We start from the raw sequence: 17,169 nt of genomic DNA, 5'->3' as shown, positions 1-17,169 counted from the left end.
TAAGGTACAGCTATGCGTCGTTCAATTATCGCTTTATCAATTACTTTAGGTGTAGCTTTTAGTGCACCTATGCATGCTGAGGGTTGGCAATCAGATGTTATCGGGGTCACGCAGTCACAGCTTTCGCCCAGCTACTGGCTAGCACAAGGTGCATCGGCAAAAGTGATCATGACTGAGGCGCAAATTGCAGCCTTCAACGAGAAATTAATTAAAGAAAATAAATACATTGTTGATCCTCTTTCATTTCAAAAATCGCTCAGTAAAGACGAGTTAACAAGCGCCATTCATTCGGCAAGTTCAATTCCAAAAAGCCCGCGCTTTTTTACCGATGGCCGACAACTCACCGCGAAAGACTTTGCTAAATATCAGGCTAATTTAAACCTTAACAAGGTCGTAGGTAATAATAAGGTACGCTTTGCTGTGGTCGTTAAGCGCACGGCATTACGTACTTTTCCAACCTGGGATCGGGTTTTAAATAGCGGCCTTGATCAAGACTTAGATCGCTTTCAAGAAAGCGGTATGTTTCCGGGCGAAGCGGTTGCTGTATTACATCAAAGCGCAGATAAGAAATGGTTGTTAGTACGTGCTTACAACTATCTAGCGTGGACGCCTGCCGAAGATCTTGCCTTTGCTGATGCAGATAAAATAAAAGCTTATCGCGAACAAGATAACTTTTTGGTGGTAACCGGTGCAAAGGTCAATACTGCTTATGTGCCAAACGATGAAGGCCTCTCAGAAGTTCAGCTCGATATGGGAGTACGCTTACCATTGGTTGATAGTGAGCAAGTACCGTATTTGCTCAACGGCCAAAACAGCTATGCTAGCCATGTTGTACAGTTACCAACCCGCGATGAGCAAGGCAAACTGGTTATTAAACCTGCAATGATAAGTAAAACTGCCGATGTAAATTTAGGCTATCTAGACTACAACGAGCAGAATCTAATTAAACAGGGCTTTAAATTTTTAGGCGAGCGTTATGGTTGGGGTCATGATTACAATGGCCGTGACTGCACTGGCTTTGTTGGTGAAATTTATAAGAGCTTTGGCCTACTAATGCCGCGTAATTCAGGGCAGCAAGGCAGTAGTGAATACGGGCAAAATAATCGTTTTGATAAAAAAACTGCGGCAGATGATAAGTTGCCAACGGTTAAAAACATGGCGATTGGCGATCTAATTTATATTCCGGGTCATGTAATGATGTACTTAGGAGAGCATCATGGCGAGCCTTATGTTATTCATGACGTTAAAGGCTTAGGTTATAACAAAGGCGATGGTAGTTTTTATAATAGTGCCTTGAATGGGGTGTCGGTCACGCCATTATTGCCACTTAGATTATCTCAAGAAACCAGCTACTTAGATCGTGTTTATAACATTAAGCGTATTCGCTAGAGGCCATTATGAAAATTAAAGCTGTTCGCTTTGCAAAGCTCAAAGTGCCATTAGTTACCCCATTTAAAACAGCACTGAGAGAAGTGAGTTTTATTGAGGATTTAGTGGTTTTAATCGACACCGAATGTGGCCAAGTTGGCTATGGCTCTGCGGCCTCAACACCGGTTATTACAGGCGATACCCATCAAGGAATGATCGCGGTCATTCAGCAGTTTATTGCCCCTAAATTAGTGGGGCAAGAAATCGAAAACATTAATCAGCTTACCCACATTATTCAATCAACGGTGGTTGGTAACAGTAGTGCAAAAGCGGCGTTAGAGTTGGCGGTTTACGACTTGTGGGGCAAGCTCTATCAAGCGCCTTTATATAAGTTACTTGGCGGTGGTAAGTCAGAGTTAAAAACCGATATCACCATTAGCGTCGATAACATAGATAAAATGCTTAGTGACTGTCAGCGAGCGGTTGAGCAAGGCTTTGATGTATTAAAAATAAAAATCGGCAATAACCTTAATCAAGATATTGAACGTGTAAAAGCAATCCATGCAGGCTTTGCCGCTAAAACGCAGCTGCGTTTAGATGTAAACCAAGGCTGGAATGCCAAACAAACTGTGTTTGCACTACAGCAACTAGAGAAAGCAGGCGTGGTATTAGAGTTGGTTGAGCAGCCAGTAAAAAGCAGTGATATTCAAGGTCTCAAATATATTACTGAGCGAGTGAATACCCCGATTATGGCCGATGAAAGCGCCTTTTCACCGAAGCAAGTGATCCAACTTTTAGAGCTTGGCGCAGTTGATATTATCAATATTAAATTAATGAAAACGGGCGGTTTAAGCCGAGCAATTGAGATTGCTAATATCACAGCCCAATACCAAGCAGAGTGTATGATAGGTTGTATGCTAGAGGGCAGTATTGCCGTAGCTGGTGCTGCACATTTAGCCTCTGCCAAAGCACAGCAAATCAATAAAATCGATTTAGATGGCCCAGCCCTTGGTCAATATGACCCTGTGCAAGGGGGCGTTGAATTTAGCGGCCCACAAATACGCTTATCGGATGCCCCAGGTCTTGGCATTGAATCAATAACGGGGCTTGAACTAATTACAAACGGAGTATGGCCAGCATGAAAAAACTAGTCAGTCTTATTGCAGTTATGAGTTTATCGGCTTGTGCCAGCAAAGAGTTACCTAAACCTATTATTGATAACAGTCATCAACAGCTCGTCGTGGTGGTAGCCAATGACAGTGATGCCATTGATGCCACCTTGTATCGCTTTGAAAAAACCGCTGGTAGCTGGCAACAACAAGGCCAGCAACACGCGGTGGTACTAGGTCGTACTGGCCTTGCGTGGGGAGTGGGGCTGCATCCGGCACAACCGGGTCAGCAAAAACAAGAAGGCGATGGTAAAGCGCCGGCAGGTATTTTTGAGCTTGGTACTGCTTTTGGTTATTTAGATTCATTGCAAACGAACCTCAGTTATCAAGCAATGACAGCAAATGATTATTGTATCGATGTGAAAGGCTCACCGTTTTACAATCAATTGGTTGATAAAGCACAAGTTGGTGAAGACGCCGTAAAAGACTCTTCAGAATGGATGCGTCGTGATATATACAGCCAAGATAACCTTTATAAAAAAGGCATTGTTGTTAAGCATAACCCAAGCAATATCAATGGTGCGGGTAGTTGTATCTTTATGCATTTATGGCGGGCACCAAGTAAGCCAACAGCAGGTTGTACAGCGATGACAGAAAGCGATATGGATGCTCTACTTGCTTGGTTAGATGAGCGTAAAAAACCGTTATTAGTCAGCTTAACCAAAGCGCAATATCAACAAAAGCAAAGTCAGTGGCAATTACCTAACTTAGCTAAATAAAAATAATAAAATAAAAGTATTTTAATTTTGTCACAATGGTGGAATAATATATTCCATTAGGGTTTGGGTTAGGATAATAAATGAGTGCAAATTACGCTTTTCTCGATTGGCTAGTATTCGCAAGTTACGGTGCAATTTTATTGCTAAGTGGCTGGTGGTTTAATCGCAAACGCGCTAACTCAAGCCAAGATTTTTTTCTAGGCGGAAATAGCATGCCAACTTGGATGGTGGCTATTTCTGTTTTAGCGACTTCGCAATCAGCGGCAACGTTTATTGGCGGGCCAGATCAAGGCTATCAAGGTGACTTTTCTTACCTTGCGACTAATATCGGTGCGTTTATTGCGGCATTTGTAGTGTCGGCGTTTTTAATTCCAAAGTTCTACCAGCAAAAAGTGTTCACTGTGTATGAACTGCTTGAAAAACGTATCGGGCCAAAGGCCAAGCGCCGTAGCGGCATGATGTATTTATTTGGCCGTGTGTTTGCCAGTGGTGCTCGTTTATACATGGCCGCTATTGCTGTGGCGATGATTCTATATGGCAATATCGATGCCGATAGCGTGGTTATTGCGTCTTTAGTGCTGGCGCTGGCGGGTCTGCTTTATACCTTTTTAGGGGGTATTCGCAGCGTTATTTATTCTGATGTACTGCAAAGTATCGTTTATGTCAGTGCGGCTATTGCGGTTATTTGGTGCTTGTTGAATGTTATTCCGGCTGATTTTTCAACCATTATTGCAACGCTGAATGAACCAAGTCCTGGTGCAGATTCAAAACTTGCGCTGTTTAAATTTGATTTAGACTTTGGCCCGTCAGGGGTGTTTAACATGGCCTCTGTGTTAACGGGGTTTGTGCTGCTAAATATCGCCGCATTTGGTTTAGACCAAGATATGACGCAGCGTTTATTAACCTGTAAAAGTCCAAAAGAAGGCAGTAAAGCGTTATTGCTATCGGTGGTGATGGTGATCCCGGTTATGGCTATTTTTATCTTTATTGGTTTGCTGCTTTATATTGTTTATCAGCAACCTGCACTAATGAATAACGAAGCTGGGCAAACGGTCGTACAAGAATTTAATGGCGAAAAAATCACTATCTTTATGTACTACGTATTAAACGAAGTACCAGCCGGGGTTAAAGGTTTAGTCAGCGTGGGTATTATTGCTGCGGCTATTTCTACTTTGAACTCTGGGCTTAGTTCGATGTCTTCAGTCATCGTACAGGATATCTATCGCCCGTATTTAGAAAAACATAACAAGCAAGTAAGCGATCATCACTTTGTGAAAGCAGGTCGTGTAGGGATGGCACTGGTGAGCCTTGCCTTAGCGCTGATGGCTATTCTTTGTTATTTCTGGCAGCAATACAGTGATATGCCATTATTAAAATTTGCGCTAAGTGTCATGGTGTTCTCGTACAGCGGTTTGTTAGGTGTGTATTTTACGGCCTTGTTCACCAAACGAGGCAGTGAAGGCTCAGTGTTAGCAGCGCTAATAGCGGGCTTTATGGTGACCTTACTAATGCAGCCGTACATGATTGACTGGCTACTACCTGAGTCAATGCGTTTTTACTTAGGCTTTACTTGGCAGCTGTGCATTGGCACTTTACTTGCGACATTGGTGTGTTGCCTTGGTAAAGCGGCGCACGAGAAGAGTGCATAAATGGCCGTACGCTATGTTTTAGCCATCGATGGTGGTGGCACCAAAGTGTTAGCAGAGCTAAAAGAGCAGGCAAGTGGCGCTACTTTTCGTGCCCAAGCGGGTTCGGCATCAATTTCGAATGATCTTGATTTAGCGTTAGAAAACATTGTTAAAGTGACCCGTGATGTTTGCCAGCAAAGTGGCGCAGAGCCAAGTGAAATCGTCACCGTTATGGGTGTTGCTGGTGGCTCATCGCAGAGTCTTGCTGAGCAATTAACAGTGATGCTCAAGCTGATTTACGAAATAGAATTTGCCAGTTTACAAATTACCAGCGATGCAATTACGTCACTATATGGTGCTAATCTTGGTGACCCATGTGTGGTTATTGCTCTTGGCACCGGTGCTGTCGGGGCACGATTAAATGCTCAAAAGCAAACTAAGTTGGTGAGCGGCTGGGGTTTTACCGTTGATGATTTTGGCGGTGGCGCACGTATCGGCCTGATGGCTGTGCAGCAATTATTAAACGATATAGATATTTACGATTTACCAAAAAGCCGATTAACGATTCGTTTGAGTGAGCAGCTAGGATGCACTCGTCAAACAATTAGTAGTTGGCTTAAACAAGCAAAACCCGCGGATTATGCAGCATTTAGCCCGTTGGTGTTTAGCTTACAAAACGACTGTGAGGCGGCAAAAACGGTATTAACAGAGCACACCCAATCGGTGGTTCGGTTAATAAATAAAAGCCGAGGTAACTCGCCGTTACCGGTGATTTTAATTGGTGGTTTGGCGAAAGTCAGCCAACCGTTATTGCCACTTGCCTTACAAAACGAATTATCTCCTTGTAAGGGAGATTCATTAACTGGTGCCGCCATTTTAGCGGTAAAGCATTACCATGACATTATTGAAAAAGGACAACCCAATGAGCCCTGAGCACGTCTTTAAGCAACAACGTGAGTTACTCGAAGAGTTAAACGGTATTGTCTCTGAAGGACAAAACCCAGACACTTTGGATATCGATCTGCTCAGCTCCACTGAGATCCTCACTAAAATCAATAATGAAGATCACAAAGTAGCGGGTGCCGTGAAACTTGTGATCCCACAAATTAGTGAAGCTGTCGATCATGTCGTTGAAGCATTTCAACAAGGTGGCAGGTTAATTTACATTGGTGCTGGCACCAGTGGTCGTTTGGGTATTTTGGATGCGGTTGAATGTGCGCCTACCTATAGCGTAAGCGATCAGCAAGTACTCGGTATTATTGCTGGTGGTGACACCGCGGTTAAAAAAGCCGTAGAAGGCGCTGAAGATAGCACCACGTTTGCTATTGAAGACTTAAAAAATGCCAATTTAACCAGTAAAGATGTAGTCGTTGGCATTGCCGCCAGCGGTCGAACTCCTTATGTTTGCTCGGCAATTGAATACGCTAAATCACTTGGCTGTGTCACTGTGGGCGTCACTTGCAATCCTGATTCAGCGGTGATGCGTTTACCACAAATCGGCATTTGCCCCGTGGTGGGTGCAGAAGCTGTAACTGGCTCTACACGTATGAAATCGGGCACGGCACAGAAGCTGGTGTTGAATATGCTAAGTACAGCCAGCATGATCCGCACAGGCAAGGTGTATAAAAATCTGATGGTTGATGTGAATGCCAGTAACGAAAAGCTGCACGCTCGTGCTATTCGTATTGTGATGCAAGCAACAGAGTGTTCTCAGCAGCAAGCTGTGGATGCATTAAAGCAAGCCGAGCAAAGTGCAAAACTGGCCATTTTAATCGTGTTAACCGGAAAACCAGCTCCTGAAGCAAAACAGTTATTGTCAAAAGCGGGTGGCTTTTTACGTAAGGCGGTTGAAGAATAATGCGTTTTTTAGCTGTTTTAGTTCTTAGTTGTTTTGCGCTTTTGGGTTGCCAAGAAACACCTGCACAAGCACCTAAAAATGCACAGCCTTTACAGGTGGGCGCAGCCAATTTTCAAGCTTATGTACCTGCATTAACAGGGAAACGTGTTGGCTTGGTCGTTAATCAAACATCAGTTGTGAATGGTCAACATTTGGTTGATGCCTTACTTGATAAAGGCGTTGTCGTTAGCAAAATATTTGCCCCAGAGCATGGCTTTCGCGGCGACCATGACGCCGGTGCTCACGTTAAAAGCACAGTAGATGCTAAAACCGGCATTGATGTTGTGTCGATATATGGCAGTAATAAAAAACCAAGCCCTGAGATGCTTGCGGATTTAGATGTTATTATTTTTGATATTCAAGATGTCGGTGTGCGTTTTTACACTTATATCAGCTCAATGCACTACGTAATGGAAGCTGCCGCTGAAAATGGTAAACAGGTTGTGGTACTCGATAGACCAAACCCAAATATAGCCTATGTGGATGGACCTATTCTTGATCCGCAATTTCGCTCATTTGTTGGCATGCACGAAATTCCTGTTTTACACGGTATGACTGTGGCTGAACTTGCTCAAATGATCAAAGGTGAAGGCTGGATAAATGACGCTGATAAGCTTGAACTAAGTGTCGTGCCTGTTGCGAATTATGACCGTACTATGGCTTATGAGCTACCAATAAAGCCAAGCCCTAACTTACCGAATGCTCAATCAATTGCGCTATATCCATCTTTGTGTTTCTTTGAAGCAACGCCTGTAACTATTGGCCGTGGTACTGATTTTCCGTTTCAAGTTGTTGGCTACTCGCCAATTAAACTCGGCGAATTTAGCTTTACGCCAAGGGCGATCAAAGGCGCTTCAATGCACCCTAAATTCAAAGGGGTCGAAGTATTTGGTCAAGACTTACGAGATGCTGATATTCATGGCCTAGATTTAAGCTTGTTTATTTCGGCTTATCAAAAGCTAAGTGCGAATGATCAAACGTTTTTTGAACGCGCTGATTTTATGGATAAACTTGCAGGGACTGATAAATTGCGTTTAGCCATTGAAGCAGGCCAAACAGAGCAACAAATAAAGCAAAGCTGGCAAGCCGATTTAAGTGCTTATAAACGCAAGCGCTCCCCATATTTGCTGTATCAATAATACCTAACTAGCTAACTAGATAACTAACAACGAGGCGCTTGCCTCGTTTTTTTATGCCTATAAAAAGCTATGTTATATTCATGAACTTGATTTGTAAGGATATACCATGAAAGTTCATTTAATTGCCGCATTTGCATTACTTGCTGGCTGCTCATAACTCCCAAACAGTACAATAAGTAACTCAACCGATGTACTTGACCTTCGAGATGATAAAAACGCAGCAGAGCAGCTGTGGATGCTTAAACACGCAACAAAGCCCAGTTATCCTAAAGCAGCAGAAATTGCCAAACAGACGGGCTGTGCGCGCTTTTTAATTACCATAAATAAACAAGGTAATACCACCGATATCCGTTTTGTAGAGAGCTTCCCAGAAGGGCTATTTGTCGATGTGTCGCGAGAGTCGCTTAAAAATTGGCAGTGGCAGGCAAGTTCAAGTAACAGTGAGTCGCGAGCGACAACCCGAACGGTACAGCTCGACTACTTTATGAAAGAAGCGACTAATATAGATGCAGCAAAAGCATTTTGTACAATTTAAGCTTTTACTGTTTTTGAGGCATAAAAAAGGGCCGCAATGGCGGCCCCCAACAGGATTGATTAACTTAGAACTTGAAGTTAAACGACAGCTGCACGCGACGTGGGCTGTAGTAGTTACGATACTCACCAAAGGTTTCTGACGAGACATAAGGGTTATTGTTATAACCTGTTTGACGGTCAAATACGTTAAAGATATCAGCGCGGAATTGTAATTCCATGTCACCTGAGAATCTAAAGTCTTGGGTGTAGTTTAAGTCAAGTTGCCAATGGCTTGGGCTACGACGACTACCTGCAGGCTCGCTGTAGCGCGTGGTGCCACTTGAGTAACCGTAGATTGAACCATCCCATGCTTCCCAAGGTTTACCCGACTGGAATACAAAGTATGCACCGATGTTCGCATCCCATGGCACAGTGTAGTAACCATACACTTTTACTTTATGCGGTTTATCACCTGATAGTGTGCCGTATTTGTAATCCCAAGGGTAACGACCGCGGCCATCACCATAGTTCGATGAACCAATGAAGGTATTAGCATCTGTTGTTGCGGTAGTGTTATCTTGGTCGAAGTTACCGTAATAATGACTCCAAACATAAGAAGCATTGATGTAGCTGTTTTCACCTAAGTATTCAGCTTCGATGCTAGCTTCCCAATATTTAGTCTCACCACCATCTACTTCAGCGATAACATAAGATGAACCACCAATTTCATTACGGATCTCATCTAGGTTATCGACATATAAACCTTTGTCTGCAATATGTTGTGGCACGCCTTCAGCATCAACACCAGAGTAGTCAGTTAAGCGCGCATTATTTGGCATATCTTCCCAGAAATGCGACGCCTTACGGTGACGTACGTGAGCACGTAACACTAAATCAGAACCCACATATTTAGTGGTACCAAGTGTAAACTCTTTGATTTGACGAGGTGTTAAGTCATCAGCAAATACTTTACCTGATGAACCTTGGCGCGGCTCTGCATAAATTACGTTACCCGCTTCATCAAATTCAACTTCAATTTCGGCACGGGTATTACGGTCCCAAGATGCAGCACGTGCAAGAGAGCTTGCTTCAGGGTTATACATTGAGAAGTTTGCAAATACTGAGTCTTGATCTGCATAATTCCAAGTTGCACCTAAACGTGGTTGGATCATATCTGACCAATCTGTTTGGTACATTTTGTACTTTTCGCCAGGTGCTAATTCATAGCCCGAGATGGTACCAGATGCCGATTTAAGACCTTGGCCATACCAAGTATCGCGGCTCACCAACACACCGATGTTGTAAGTCCAATCACCTACTTCAATGGTATCGTTGATTTCGAAGTTCAGCGTTTCCATTTCTGAGTTGATAGCAGAAACGGCGTCTTCACCAGCAACTAAGCTCATTTGTTGCACGCGAGCACGGTAAATAACTGGTGCTGAGCTGCCTTCTTCTAAGCTCTCGTCGAGGCCGCCAACATAAGAGATGCTACCCCAACCATTTGAAAGGCGAGACAGTACTTCTTTACCTTCTTTCCATTCGCCACCTACATGTAACGTGTGGTAAGTATCGCCCCAGCTAAATTCATGCTCTAGGTTTAACTCGAAGCTATCACGGTAGAAGTCGATATTATCGTATTGGTAATACGCACCAACACCACCACCGCCAAGCAATTCGCCGTTTTCAGTATAACCGTATTGTGCAATTAGAGGTGCAGCGCCTGCATTAAATGCAGCAATTTGCTCTGCTGTGTAGTTATCATCAGCATCTAATAAGCTTGGTACACTGAAGTAACCCATTTCAGCGAGATTGCTGATGTCTAGTTGACCCGTTAACGATGGCACTACAGATAGCTCTGTATCAGGTGTGGTACCAGACTCAAGTTCAAATTTACTGTATTGGAATGAAAGGGTTGTTGCGTCACCTAAAATCCATGAACCATCTAATGTAAAGATATCTTGGTTGGCTATATCACCTGCAGAGACGCTGTCTGTTTCGTAAGCGCCAATTGAGCGACCTTCGATGGTTTTTTCTGAGGTACGCTGTGAAATATTAATTAAAATATCGTCTGTTGGTGCCCAAGTTAACTTACCAAAGTATTCATCACGAACACTCTTATAGTCTTTTACTTCACCATACGCGGTATCTTTATTGGTTCGAGTTTCTTCAGGACGAAAATAAGAAGTGTAGAAGTATAAAGTGTCTTCAATAAGTGGGCCGCCTAAACTCGCTGTAAGCCAGCTTTTATCAAGCTCATAGCTTTCTTGACCTGTCGGAGTTGCAACTAAACTTTTAGGTTGAACTTTGTATTCAACATTTCCGTGGAATTCGTCAGTACCTGATTTTGATACAGTGTTGATTGAGAAGCCACCTGAACGGTTAAAACCAACCGCTTTTGCACCACCACGGTCCATAGTTACGTATGCAACGTCATGGGTTGATGGCTCTGATGCTAAGTTACCAAACATAGGGAGTGAAACATCAACACCATCGAAACCGTAAGAGTTATCAACACCAGAACCACCGGCTGATGGGCCAAGAGTTGCGTTTTCAGATAGTTCAACACCCGGTACTAGTTTTAATAGGTCGCGGTAATCTTGACCAACTGGCACGCTGTTGATTGCTTCTTCACCTAATGAGTTAGTCAGTGCAGATTTACCTTCGCGGAATAACTTACTGCCAGTTACTGTGATTACTTCAACATTTTCTTTAGCGCCACCCATAGTGACATTTAAGCTTGATGTTTGTTCAAGTAAAACATCCACAGTCATGGTTTGAGTCACACCGTTTTTATCGGTGAAAGTCAGTTCATAAGTACCTGGTTTTAACTGCGGTAAGTCGTAGCTACCATCTTCGCGGGTAACGACAGTACGTGGTTTTGGCATCACGTTACTTTTTGCAGTAACGGTGATCCCCGCCAGTGACTGCTGCGCTTCAGGTGATGATACTTTACCTTTGATGCTACCAGTTAGATTTGCAAAGGCTGGTGCGCTGGCGAGTGCCGCGGCCATAACAACACCGGTTAAGGCTGTTTTCTTTGCGCGAAGTGCATTGTTAGTCGCTTTGGCTATATAGCTCATTGCGAGTGTGGATGCATGTTGTTTCATTGTTTCCCGTCCTTATATTTATATGCTTTGATGGACTACTTACCCAATTGAGACTTATGAACTTTAAAATTATGTTGCCCATATATTAAACAGGTGTTATTGGATGTGGTCAAGAATATTTTTTTATTTAAAGGTGTGTTTTTAGGAATAAAATATATAACCCATTTTAGGTAAAGTTCAGTAATGGCTTGCTTTAGCTGGGTGCTAAATTATTGGTTGGAGAATTTTGTAAGAAATTATGACTTTTTAGTCAGTCGCTTATCGCAATTATTTAAAGGCTTAGAGGGGAAGGTGAAGTGGTAAACTGCATCCGAAAATTAGACACAAAAAAGCAGCCTAAGCTGCTTTTTTGTATTTATATAACCTTATTGGAGAAATTAGTTATTCTTAAATTCGCCAACAACTTCATTAGAATGTTCTAGTAACTTACGGCCTTGGCGGCTCGACTGTGTTAGGGCAATAAACAAAATATCAATGACAAAATCTTGCGCCGTGCGCGCTAAAATCGATGATAAACGCACAGACTCGCCTTCAGCAACCGAGTAAAGTTTTACATCAGCCGAGTCGGCAACAAGGCTGCTGCCAAATTTAGTCACTGAGATCACCGAGCTTGAATTTTTCTTAGCTTGTTTAACAACTTCGGCAATTTCGCGAGTCATACCTGACTCACTTATCGCGATGACCAAGTCACCTTTCGAAAAGGTCGCAACATACGCAAGTTGTGCATGGCCATCTGGCTCTGCAATTGCAGGCATACCGAGTTTTTGTAATTTATAAGAAAAATCTTTTGCAACCAGCGCTGAGCCACCTAAACCACAAATCAGAATACGTTTTGCTGATTTTAATAGCTCTACCGCTTTTTCGACTGCCGGCGCTTCGTTGAGGTTTTTGGTTTCGGTTAACACCGCCAGTTTACTGCTTAATAGTTTTTCGGCGATTTGCTCTAGCGAGTCATTCAGAGTGATCTTGCCATGTAGCTTAGGTTCGCTGCTTTCATCGTTAAGGGCATCAATTACTGCAAGTTTAAAAGCAGGGAAGCCTTTATAACCTAACTTTTGCGAAAACTTCACCACACTTGATTGGCTTACACCAACCACTTTTGCTAGTTCAACCGATGATAAATTACGAATCGCATTCGCAGAATTTAACGTAAAGTCAGCAAGCTTAGCTTCGCTGCTCGATAGAGATTGGCGTAAGGCTTTAATTTTTACAAAAGTAGACATAGGGCTCACTTTGTTTGCTTAACTTAGTCAAAACGCAAAGCGATGGTTCTATTATAAACACAGGGCTTGGGCGCATTGTTTGCTTAACACGACGACTTATTTTTGTTTTAGCAGACCTAAGTTTGGAATATTTTTCTTAATTTAGATGGAATAATATAGTTTTATTCCATAATAGATACAACACTAATTATTGAGATAGCTCTATTTTTAGTAACTTAGCGATAATGTATGCTTTTTATTCTTTAATTGTGAAATAAAATATTTTACATGTTAAGTGGGTGTTGCTACTGTATTGCTGAGAATCGTCAACGCTTAAATCATCAGGTATGAATCTGTTATGAGTTTTACCCCTTTGAAAACGTTACTTAAACAGCTGTGTTATCTCAGTAGTGCGGCATTATTAGTAAGCTGTGCCAGTAATCCATATACCTACACACAATCAGCTAATTACAGCCATCGTGTTAAGTTCTTAGTGATGCATTACACCGCCATTGATTACGAAAAATCAATGCGTGCTTTGGTGGATGAAGGAGGCTTAAGTTCACATTATTTATTACCTGAATCAGGCGATCCTAGTTATCCAAAAGACGATTTAGAAATTATTCAGCTGGTTGATGAAAAAGATAGAGCATGGCACGCCGGACGCAGTTTTTGGCAAGGCCGAGAAGATTTAAATGACCATTCAATTGGTATTGAAATAGTGAATGTACCAAGCTGTCATATCCCTGAGCAAACTAAGCTTGCAATGGAGAACGACGCCAGCAAGCTATGTATTTTTCCAGATTATGATGCCAAACAAATTGAGCTACTAATCGAGCTAAGCAAAGATATTCTTGCTCGGAACCCAGATATCGGCCCGACTCAAGTTATTGGCCATTCGGATATTGCTCCAAGCCGTAAGAACGACCCAGGTCCGCGTTTTCCTTGGTATCAACTGTATAAAGCAGGTATCGGTGCGTGGTATGAAAGCGACACCGTTGATAAGTATTGGCAGCTATTTAGTTCATCAAAGCCTTCTGTTGAGTTAATGCAAAAAGCATTGCGCAGTTACGGCTATGAGGTGATTGCAACGGGTCAGCTTGACTCGCAAACGCTCGATGCCTTAAGTGCTTTTCAAATGCACTTTTTGCCTTGGCATGTAAGTGGCAATAGTGATGCAAGAAGTGCCGCTGTGCTTTTTGCGTTATTAGATAAATACTTTCCTAAAAAGAGTGAGCGGTTATTTCAAGAATATCAGCAGCAACAGCAAGCGGTTGAGCCAGCGCCAAAAACACTGGCTAATGCACAAGTTGTAGCGCGTATTCCGGCACTTGATCCGAGTAGTCGCGCGCTAGTGAACGACAGGGGCACATTTACTGCCTATAAAGGTCGCGGTGAAATCATCATTGAAAACCAAGATGCAACCGATGCTGATATTTTCATTAATGGTGAAAAAATTAATATTGCCTCACCACTAACAGCCGAAAAAATATATCAATATAGTTTGGCTAAACGCACCCGCGATGGCATTAACACCTATAAAGTAGAAAATGTATTGCCTGAAGGGGCAAGCTTAACCCTGCGTTTTCCTTACCCAACGCTTGATGAAAACAGCACTCAAAAGCGCTTTAGTGCCGTTGATGAATTAATTAATCAAGAGATTAAAGAGGGCTTTCCGGGCGCGGTACTCGCCGTTGTTAAAGATGGCAAGTTGATTAAACTAAGCCATTATGGCGCAGCTAAAAAGTACCATGCTGATGGCAGTGAGCTGAAAACCCCACAAGCTATGCAAAACGATACCTTGTTTGATATAGCCTCAAATTCAAAAATGTTTGCCACTAACTTTGCGCTGATGAAGCTTGCCAGCGAAGGGAAACTCGACGTAGAAAAGCCACTGTTTTATTACCTACCAGAATTTAGGGGCAGCGGCCGTGAACAGCGTTTAGTAAAAGATTTACTCACCCACAGTGCGGGTTATCCTGCGGTGGTTGATTTTCATCGTAAAGACAATAAATTTGGTGAACGTTTTTTTTCACAAAATAGCCTGCGTACTAAAAACCTGCTGTTAACAGGTGTCCCTTTCGTGGCTGGTCGGAACGTAAAACACCTATATTCTGATATCGATTATATGTTGCTTGGTGTACTGGTAGAGCGTATTAGTGGTATGGCCCTTGATACCTATGTAGAAAGCCAAATTTATCAGCCGCTTGGTTTAACGCGTACTGTTTATAACCCATTGCAAAAGGGTTTTTTATCTTCGCAAATTGCCGCCACTGAAATTAACGGCAACACCCGAGGTGGTCGCATCGAATTTGAAAATATTCGAACCGATGTACTGCAAGGTGAAGTACATGATGAAAAAGCATTTTATGCTTTAGGTGGTGTAGCGGGGCACGCAGGGCTTTTTAGTACTGCCGGTGATTTGTCTGTGCTTATGCAGGTACTACTCAATGGTGGCGGCTACGACAATAAGCAAATTTTTACGCCACAAGTACTTGAGCAATTCACAAACTCCCAAGCAAGTGATGAGACTTATGGTTTAGGATGGCGTAGAGCGGGGCATCAAGCGCGTAAATGGCATTTTGGCCCTTATGCTAGCCCGCGGGCTTTTGGTCATACCGGCTGGACAGGCACCGTGACCGTTATTGACCCTGAGTATGACCTTGCTATTGTGCTATTAACCAATGCCCGTCATACACCGATTGAAGGTTCGCAAGAAAATTATCAGTTTGTCGGCAAGCGTTTCGAAACGGGTAAGTATGGCTCTATTATCTCACTGATTTATGAGAGTATATTAAATCACTAGTCGAATTAAGTTGAGTTTGGTGGCAAAGCCATTAAGCTTAGCGAGTTTTCGCATAATAAAAATAAAATGTTGTTCTTAATTTAAAAGGGTTTTTATGTCTTGGTATTCAATTTTACCACCCTTGATTGCTATCTTAATTGTGTTTTGGCGCAAAGAAGTGATCATGGCGTTATTGGTCGCGGTTGCGTCGTCTGAGTTTTTACTTGCTCTGAATGGTGAAGGTAATACCTTGTTTTTCACCTTTATTAATACTATTGAGCGAGTCATCGAAGTTGCCAGCTCTCCTGGTAATAGCCGTATCCTTATTTTTAGTATTCTAATTGGTGCCTTACTTGCCTACATTCGTGAATCTGGCGGCGTGGCTGCGACAGTTAATTTGCTGATGAACAAAGGGGTTGCTAAAAGTAAGCGCCAAGTCGGTTACTTAACCATGTTCTCAGGCATTGCGGTATTCATTGAATCGAACTTAAGTGTATTAACCTCGGGGATTTTATCACGTGGTTTATTCGATAAATTTAAAATGAGCCGAGCGCGCCTTGCTTACATTATCGATAGTACCAGCGCACCTGTGTGTATCTTAATTTTGCTAAATGGTTGGGGCGCCTACGTGCTCGGCCTACTTGGCAACTACGAAATGGAAGAGTCTGCGGTATCGGTATTGTGGGGCAGTATTGGTTATAACTTCTATGCCATTATCACCTTACTTATCGTGTTCTACACCATTACTTTTGACAAGGTACATGGCCCGCTTAAGCAAGCTGAAGAAAACCTAGAACAACAAGAAACAGAAGTAGCCGAAGAAGTAAAAGGTTCAAAAGCACGTTACATGCTTGTGCCACTTATCACCTTAATTGGTAGCATGGTTGGCTTTATGTTCTGGACTGGCGATGGCGATATTGCCAGTGGTAGTGGTTCTAAATCAGTGCTGTACGCAACTATTTTAGCTTGTGTTGTGGCTTACTTCTTAATGATTAGCTCGCGTGAATTTACACACCATAAGCTGGTTGATATTGGCTTTAAAGGTATGGGTGAGTTACTGCCATTAGTGTCTATTGTATTGCTATCACTCACTTTAGGCGCGAGCTTGAAAGACCTAGGTACAGGTGTGTTTGTAGCCGGACTAGTCGGTGATTTCTTACCTATTTACTTGGTTGTGCCAGTGCTGTTTTTAACCGGTGCGGTAATTTCATTTACCACCGGTACCTCGTGGGGCACATTCGCAATTCTTATTCCAATTGGTGTACCGCTCATTCAAGCTTTAGGGTTACCACCTTCATTGGTCATTGCTGCTATTTTAGGTGGTGGTGTGTTTGGCGATCACTGCTCGCCAATCTCAGATACCAGCGCAGTATCGGCCATTGCATCAGGCTGTGATTTATTAACTCACGTAAAAACTCAAATGCCATACGCCTTATTCGGCGGCGCATTAACCTTCATCGCTTACCTAGTGACGAGTATTATTGTGATATAAAAGCTTTAAGCTGTAAGCCTTAAGTTATAAGTAAAAAACCACAGAGAAGTCTGTGGTTTTTTATTGCTTGAATTTCGATAACTCGCACATTCAAGTTTGATAGCCGTCAGCCGTCAGCCGTCAGTCTGGTGATCTGACCCCGATAAAGTA

Annotated in this window: 12 protein-coding genes; 10 read left to right on the top strand and 2 right to left on the bottom strand. The window is 42.8% G+C overall.

Annotation, left to right across the window (positions count from 1 at the left end):
• The first annotated feature begins 12 nt into the window (after window positions 1-12).
• The 8 genes from CWC28_RS13450 (at window position 13) to CWC28_RS13415 (ending at window position 8,455) form a co-directional block, all read left to right on the top strand.
• Entirely contained in the window at window positions 13-1,389 is a 1,377-nt protein-coding gene (locus CWC28_RS13450; protein WP_138625273.1) for an SH3 domain-containing protein, read from the top strand.
• Between the two features lie 8 nt (window positions 1,390-1,397).
• Complete coding sequence (locus CWC28_RS13445; RefSeq protein ID WP_138625272.1) at window positions 1,398-2,510, top strand: dipeptide epimerase; 1,113 nt, start codon at window positions 1,398-1,400, stop codon at window positions 2,508-2,510.
• The gene (locus CWC28_RS13440) at window positions 2,507-3,256 is read left to right on the top strand and encodes a L,D-transpeptidase family protein (RefSeq protein ID WP_119852322.1); all 750 of its coding nucleotides are present in this window, start codon (window positions 2,507-2,509) and stop codon (window positions 3,254-3,256) included. Before CWC28_RS13445 ends, CWC28_RS13440 begins: the two co-directional genes overlap by 4 nt.
• An 80-nt stretch (window positions 3,257-3,336) precedes the next feature.
• Window positions 3,337-4,905 carry a sodium:solute symporter gene (locus CWC28_RS13435; protein ID WP_138625271.1) on the top strand — a complete coding sequence of 523 codons (1,569 nt, stop codon included), beginning with the start codon at window positions 3,337-3,339 and terminating at the stop codon, window positions 4,903-4,905.
• On the top strand, window positions 4,906-5,817 hold the full coding sequence (locus CWC28_RS13430) for a glucosamine kinase nucleotide-binding domain-containing protein (protein ID WP_138625270.1): 912 nt from the start codon (window positions 4,906-4,908) through the stop codon (window positions 5,815-5,817). It begins immediately after the preceding gene.
• Window positions 5,807-6,742 (top strand): N-acetylmuramic acid 6-phosphate etherase, encoded by a 936-nt coding sequence (murQ, locus tag CWC28_RS13425; protein WP_054560801.1) that lies wholly within the window; start codon window positions 5,807-5,809, stop codon window positions 6,740-6,742. Before CWC28_RS13430 ends, murQ begins: the two co-directional genes overlap by 11 nt.
• Window positions 6,742-7,920, top strand: a complete 1,179-nt coding sequence (locus CWC28_RS13420) for an exo-beta-N-acetylmuramidase NamZ family protein (protein WP_138625269.1) — start codon at window positions 6,742-6,744, stop codon at window positions 7,918-7,920. The genes murQ and CWC28_RS13420 overlap by 1 nt, the downstream gene beginning before the upstream one ends.
• A gap of 235 nt (window positions 7,921-8,155) precedes the next feature.
• On the top strand, window positions 8,156-8,455 hold the full coding sequence (locus CWC28_RS13415) for an energy transducer TonB (protein ID WP_138625268.1): 300 nt from the start codon (window positions 8,156-8,158) through the stop codon (window positions 8,453-8,455).
• A 64-nt stretch (window positions 8,456-8,519) separates the two neighbouring features.
• On the opposite strand, the gene CWC28_RS13410 is transcribed toward CWC28_RS13415, so the two are convergent.
• Entirely contained in the window at window positions 8,520-11,540 is a 3,021-nt protein-coding gene (locus tag CWC28_RS13410; RefSeq protein ID WP_138625267.1) for a carboxypeptidase regulatory-like domain-containing protein, read from the bottom strand.
• Between the two features lie 377 nt (window positions 11,541-11,917).
• Window positions 11,918-12,763, bottom strand: a complete 846-nt coding sequence (locus CWC28_RS13405) for a MurR/RpiR family transcriptional regulator (protein ID WP_054560797.1) — start codon at window positions 12,761-12,763, stop codon at window positions 11,918-11,920.
• 337 nt (window positions 12,764-13,100) lie between these two features.
• Here CWC28_RS13405 and pbp4b point away from each other — a divergent pair, with 337 nt between their 5' ends.
• Entirely contained in the window at window positions 13,101-15,548 is a 2,448-nt protein-coding gene (pbp4b, locus tag CWC28_RS13400) for a penicillin binding protein PBP4B (RefSeq protein ID WP_138625266.1), read from the top strand.
• A 94-nt stretch (window positions 15,549-15,642) separates the two neighbouring features.
• Window positions 15,643-17,019, top strand: a complete 1,377-nt coding sequence (locus CWC28_RS13395; protein ID WP_063703429.1) for a Na+/H+ antiporter NhaC family protein — start codon at window positions 15,643-15,645, stop codon at window positions 17,017-17,019.
• Window positions 17,020-17,169 lie beyond the last annotated feature (150 nt).

The organism is Pseudoalteromonas sp. S4492, from assembly GCF_005886115.1.
GTDB lineage: Bacteria > Pseudomonadota > Gammaproteobacteria > Enterobacterales > Alteromonadaceae > Pseudoalteromonas > Pseudoalteromonas gelatinilytica.
The sequence above is the reverse complement of the archived record's forward strand: the minus strand, read 5'-3'. Positions and strand labels throughout refer to the sequence as shown.

Excerpts from the sequence above, each read along its gene's own strand:
- CWC28_RS13450 (WP_138625273.1), top strand. The coding sequence starts at position 13 with ATGCGTCGTTCAATTATCGCTTTATCAATTACTTTAGGTGTAGCTTTT.
- CWC28_RS13435 (WP_138625271.1), top strand. The coding sequence starts at position 3,337 with ATGAGTGCAAATTACGCTTTTCTCGATTGGCTAGTATTCGCAAGTTAC.
- CWC28_RS13405 (WP_054560797.1), bottom strand. The coding sequence starts at position 12,763 with ATGTCTACTTTTGTAAAAATTAAAGCCTTACGCCAATCTCTATCGAGC.
- CWC28_RS13415 (WP_138625268.1), top strand. The coding sequence starts at position 8,156 with ATGCTTAAACACGCAACAAAGCCCAGTTATCCTAAAGCAGCAGAAATT.
- CWC28_RS13395 (WP_063703429.1), top strand. The coding sequence starts at position 15,643 with ATGTCTTGGTATTCAATTTTACCACCCTTGATTGCTATCTTAATTGTG.
- pbp4b (WP_138625266.1), top strand. The coding sequence starts at position 13,101 with ATGAGTTTTACCCCTTTGAAAACGTTACTTAAACAGCTGTGTTATCTC.
- CWC28_RS13445 (WP_138625272.1), top strand. The coding sequence starts at position 1,398 with ATGAAAATTAAAGCTGTTCGCTTTGCAAAGCTCAAAGTGCCATTAGTT.
- murQ (WP_054560801.1), top strand. The coding sequence starts at position 5,807 with ATGAGCCCTGAGCACGTCTTTAAGCAACAACGTGAGTTACTCGAAGAG.
- CWC28_RS13420 (WP_138625269.1), top strand. The coding sequence starts at position 6,742 with ATGCGTTTTTTAGCTGTTTTAGTTCTTAGTTGTTTTGCGCTTTTGGGT.
- CWC28_RS13440 (WP_119852322.1), top strand. The coding sequence starts at position 2,507 with ATGAAAAAACTAGTCAGTCTTATTGCAGTTATGAGTTTATCGGCTTGT.
- CWC28_RS13410 (WP_138625267.1), bottom strand. The coding sequence starts at position 11,540 with ATGAAACAACATGCATCCACACTCGCAATGAGCTATATAGCCAAAGCG.
- CWC28_RS13430 (WP_138625270.1), top strand. The coding sequence starts at position 4,906 with ATGGCCGTACGCTATGTTTTAGCCATCGATGGTGGTGGCACCAAAGTG.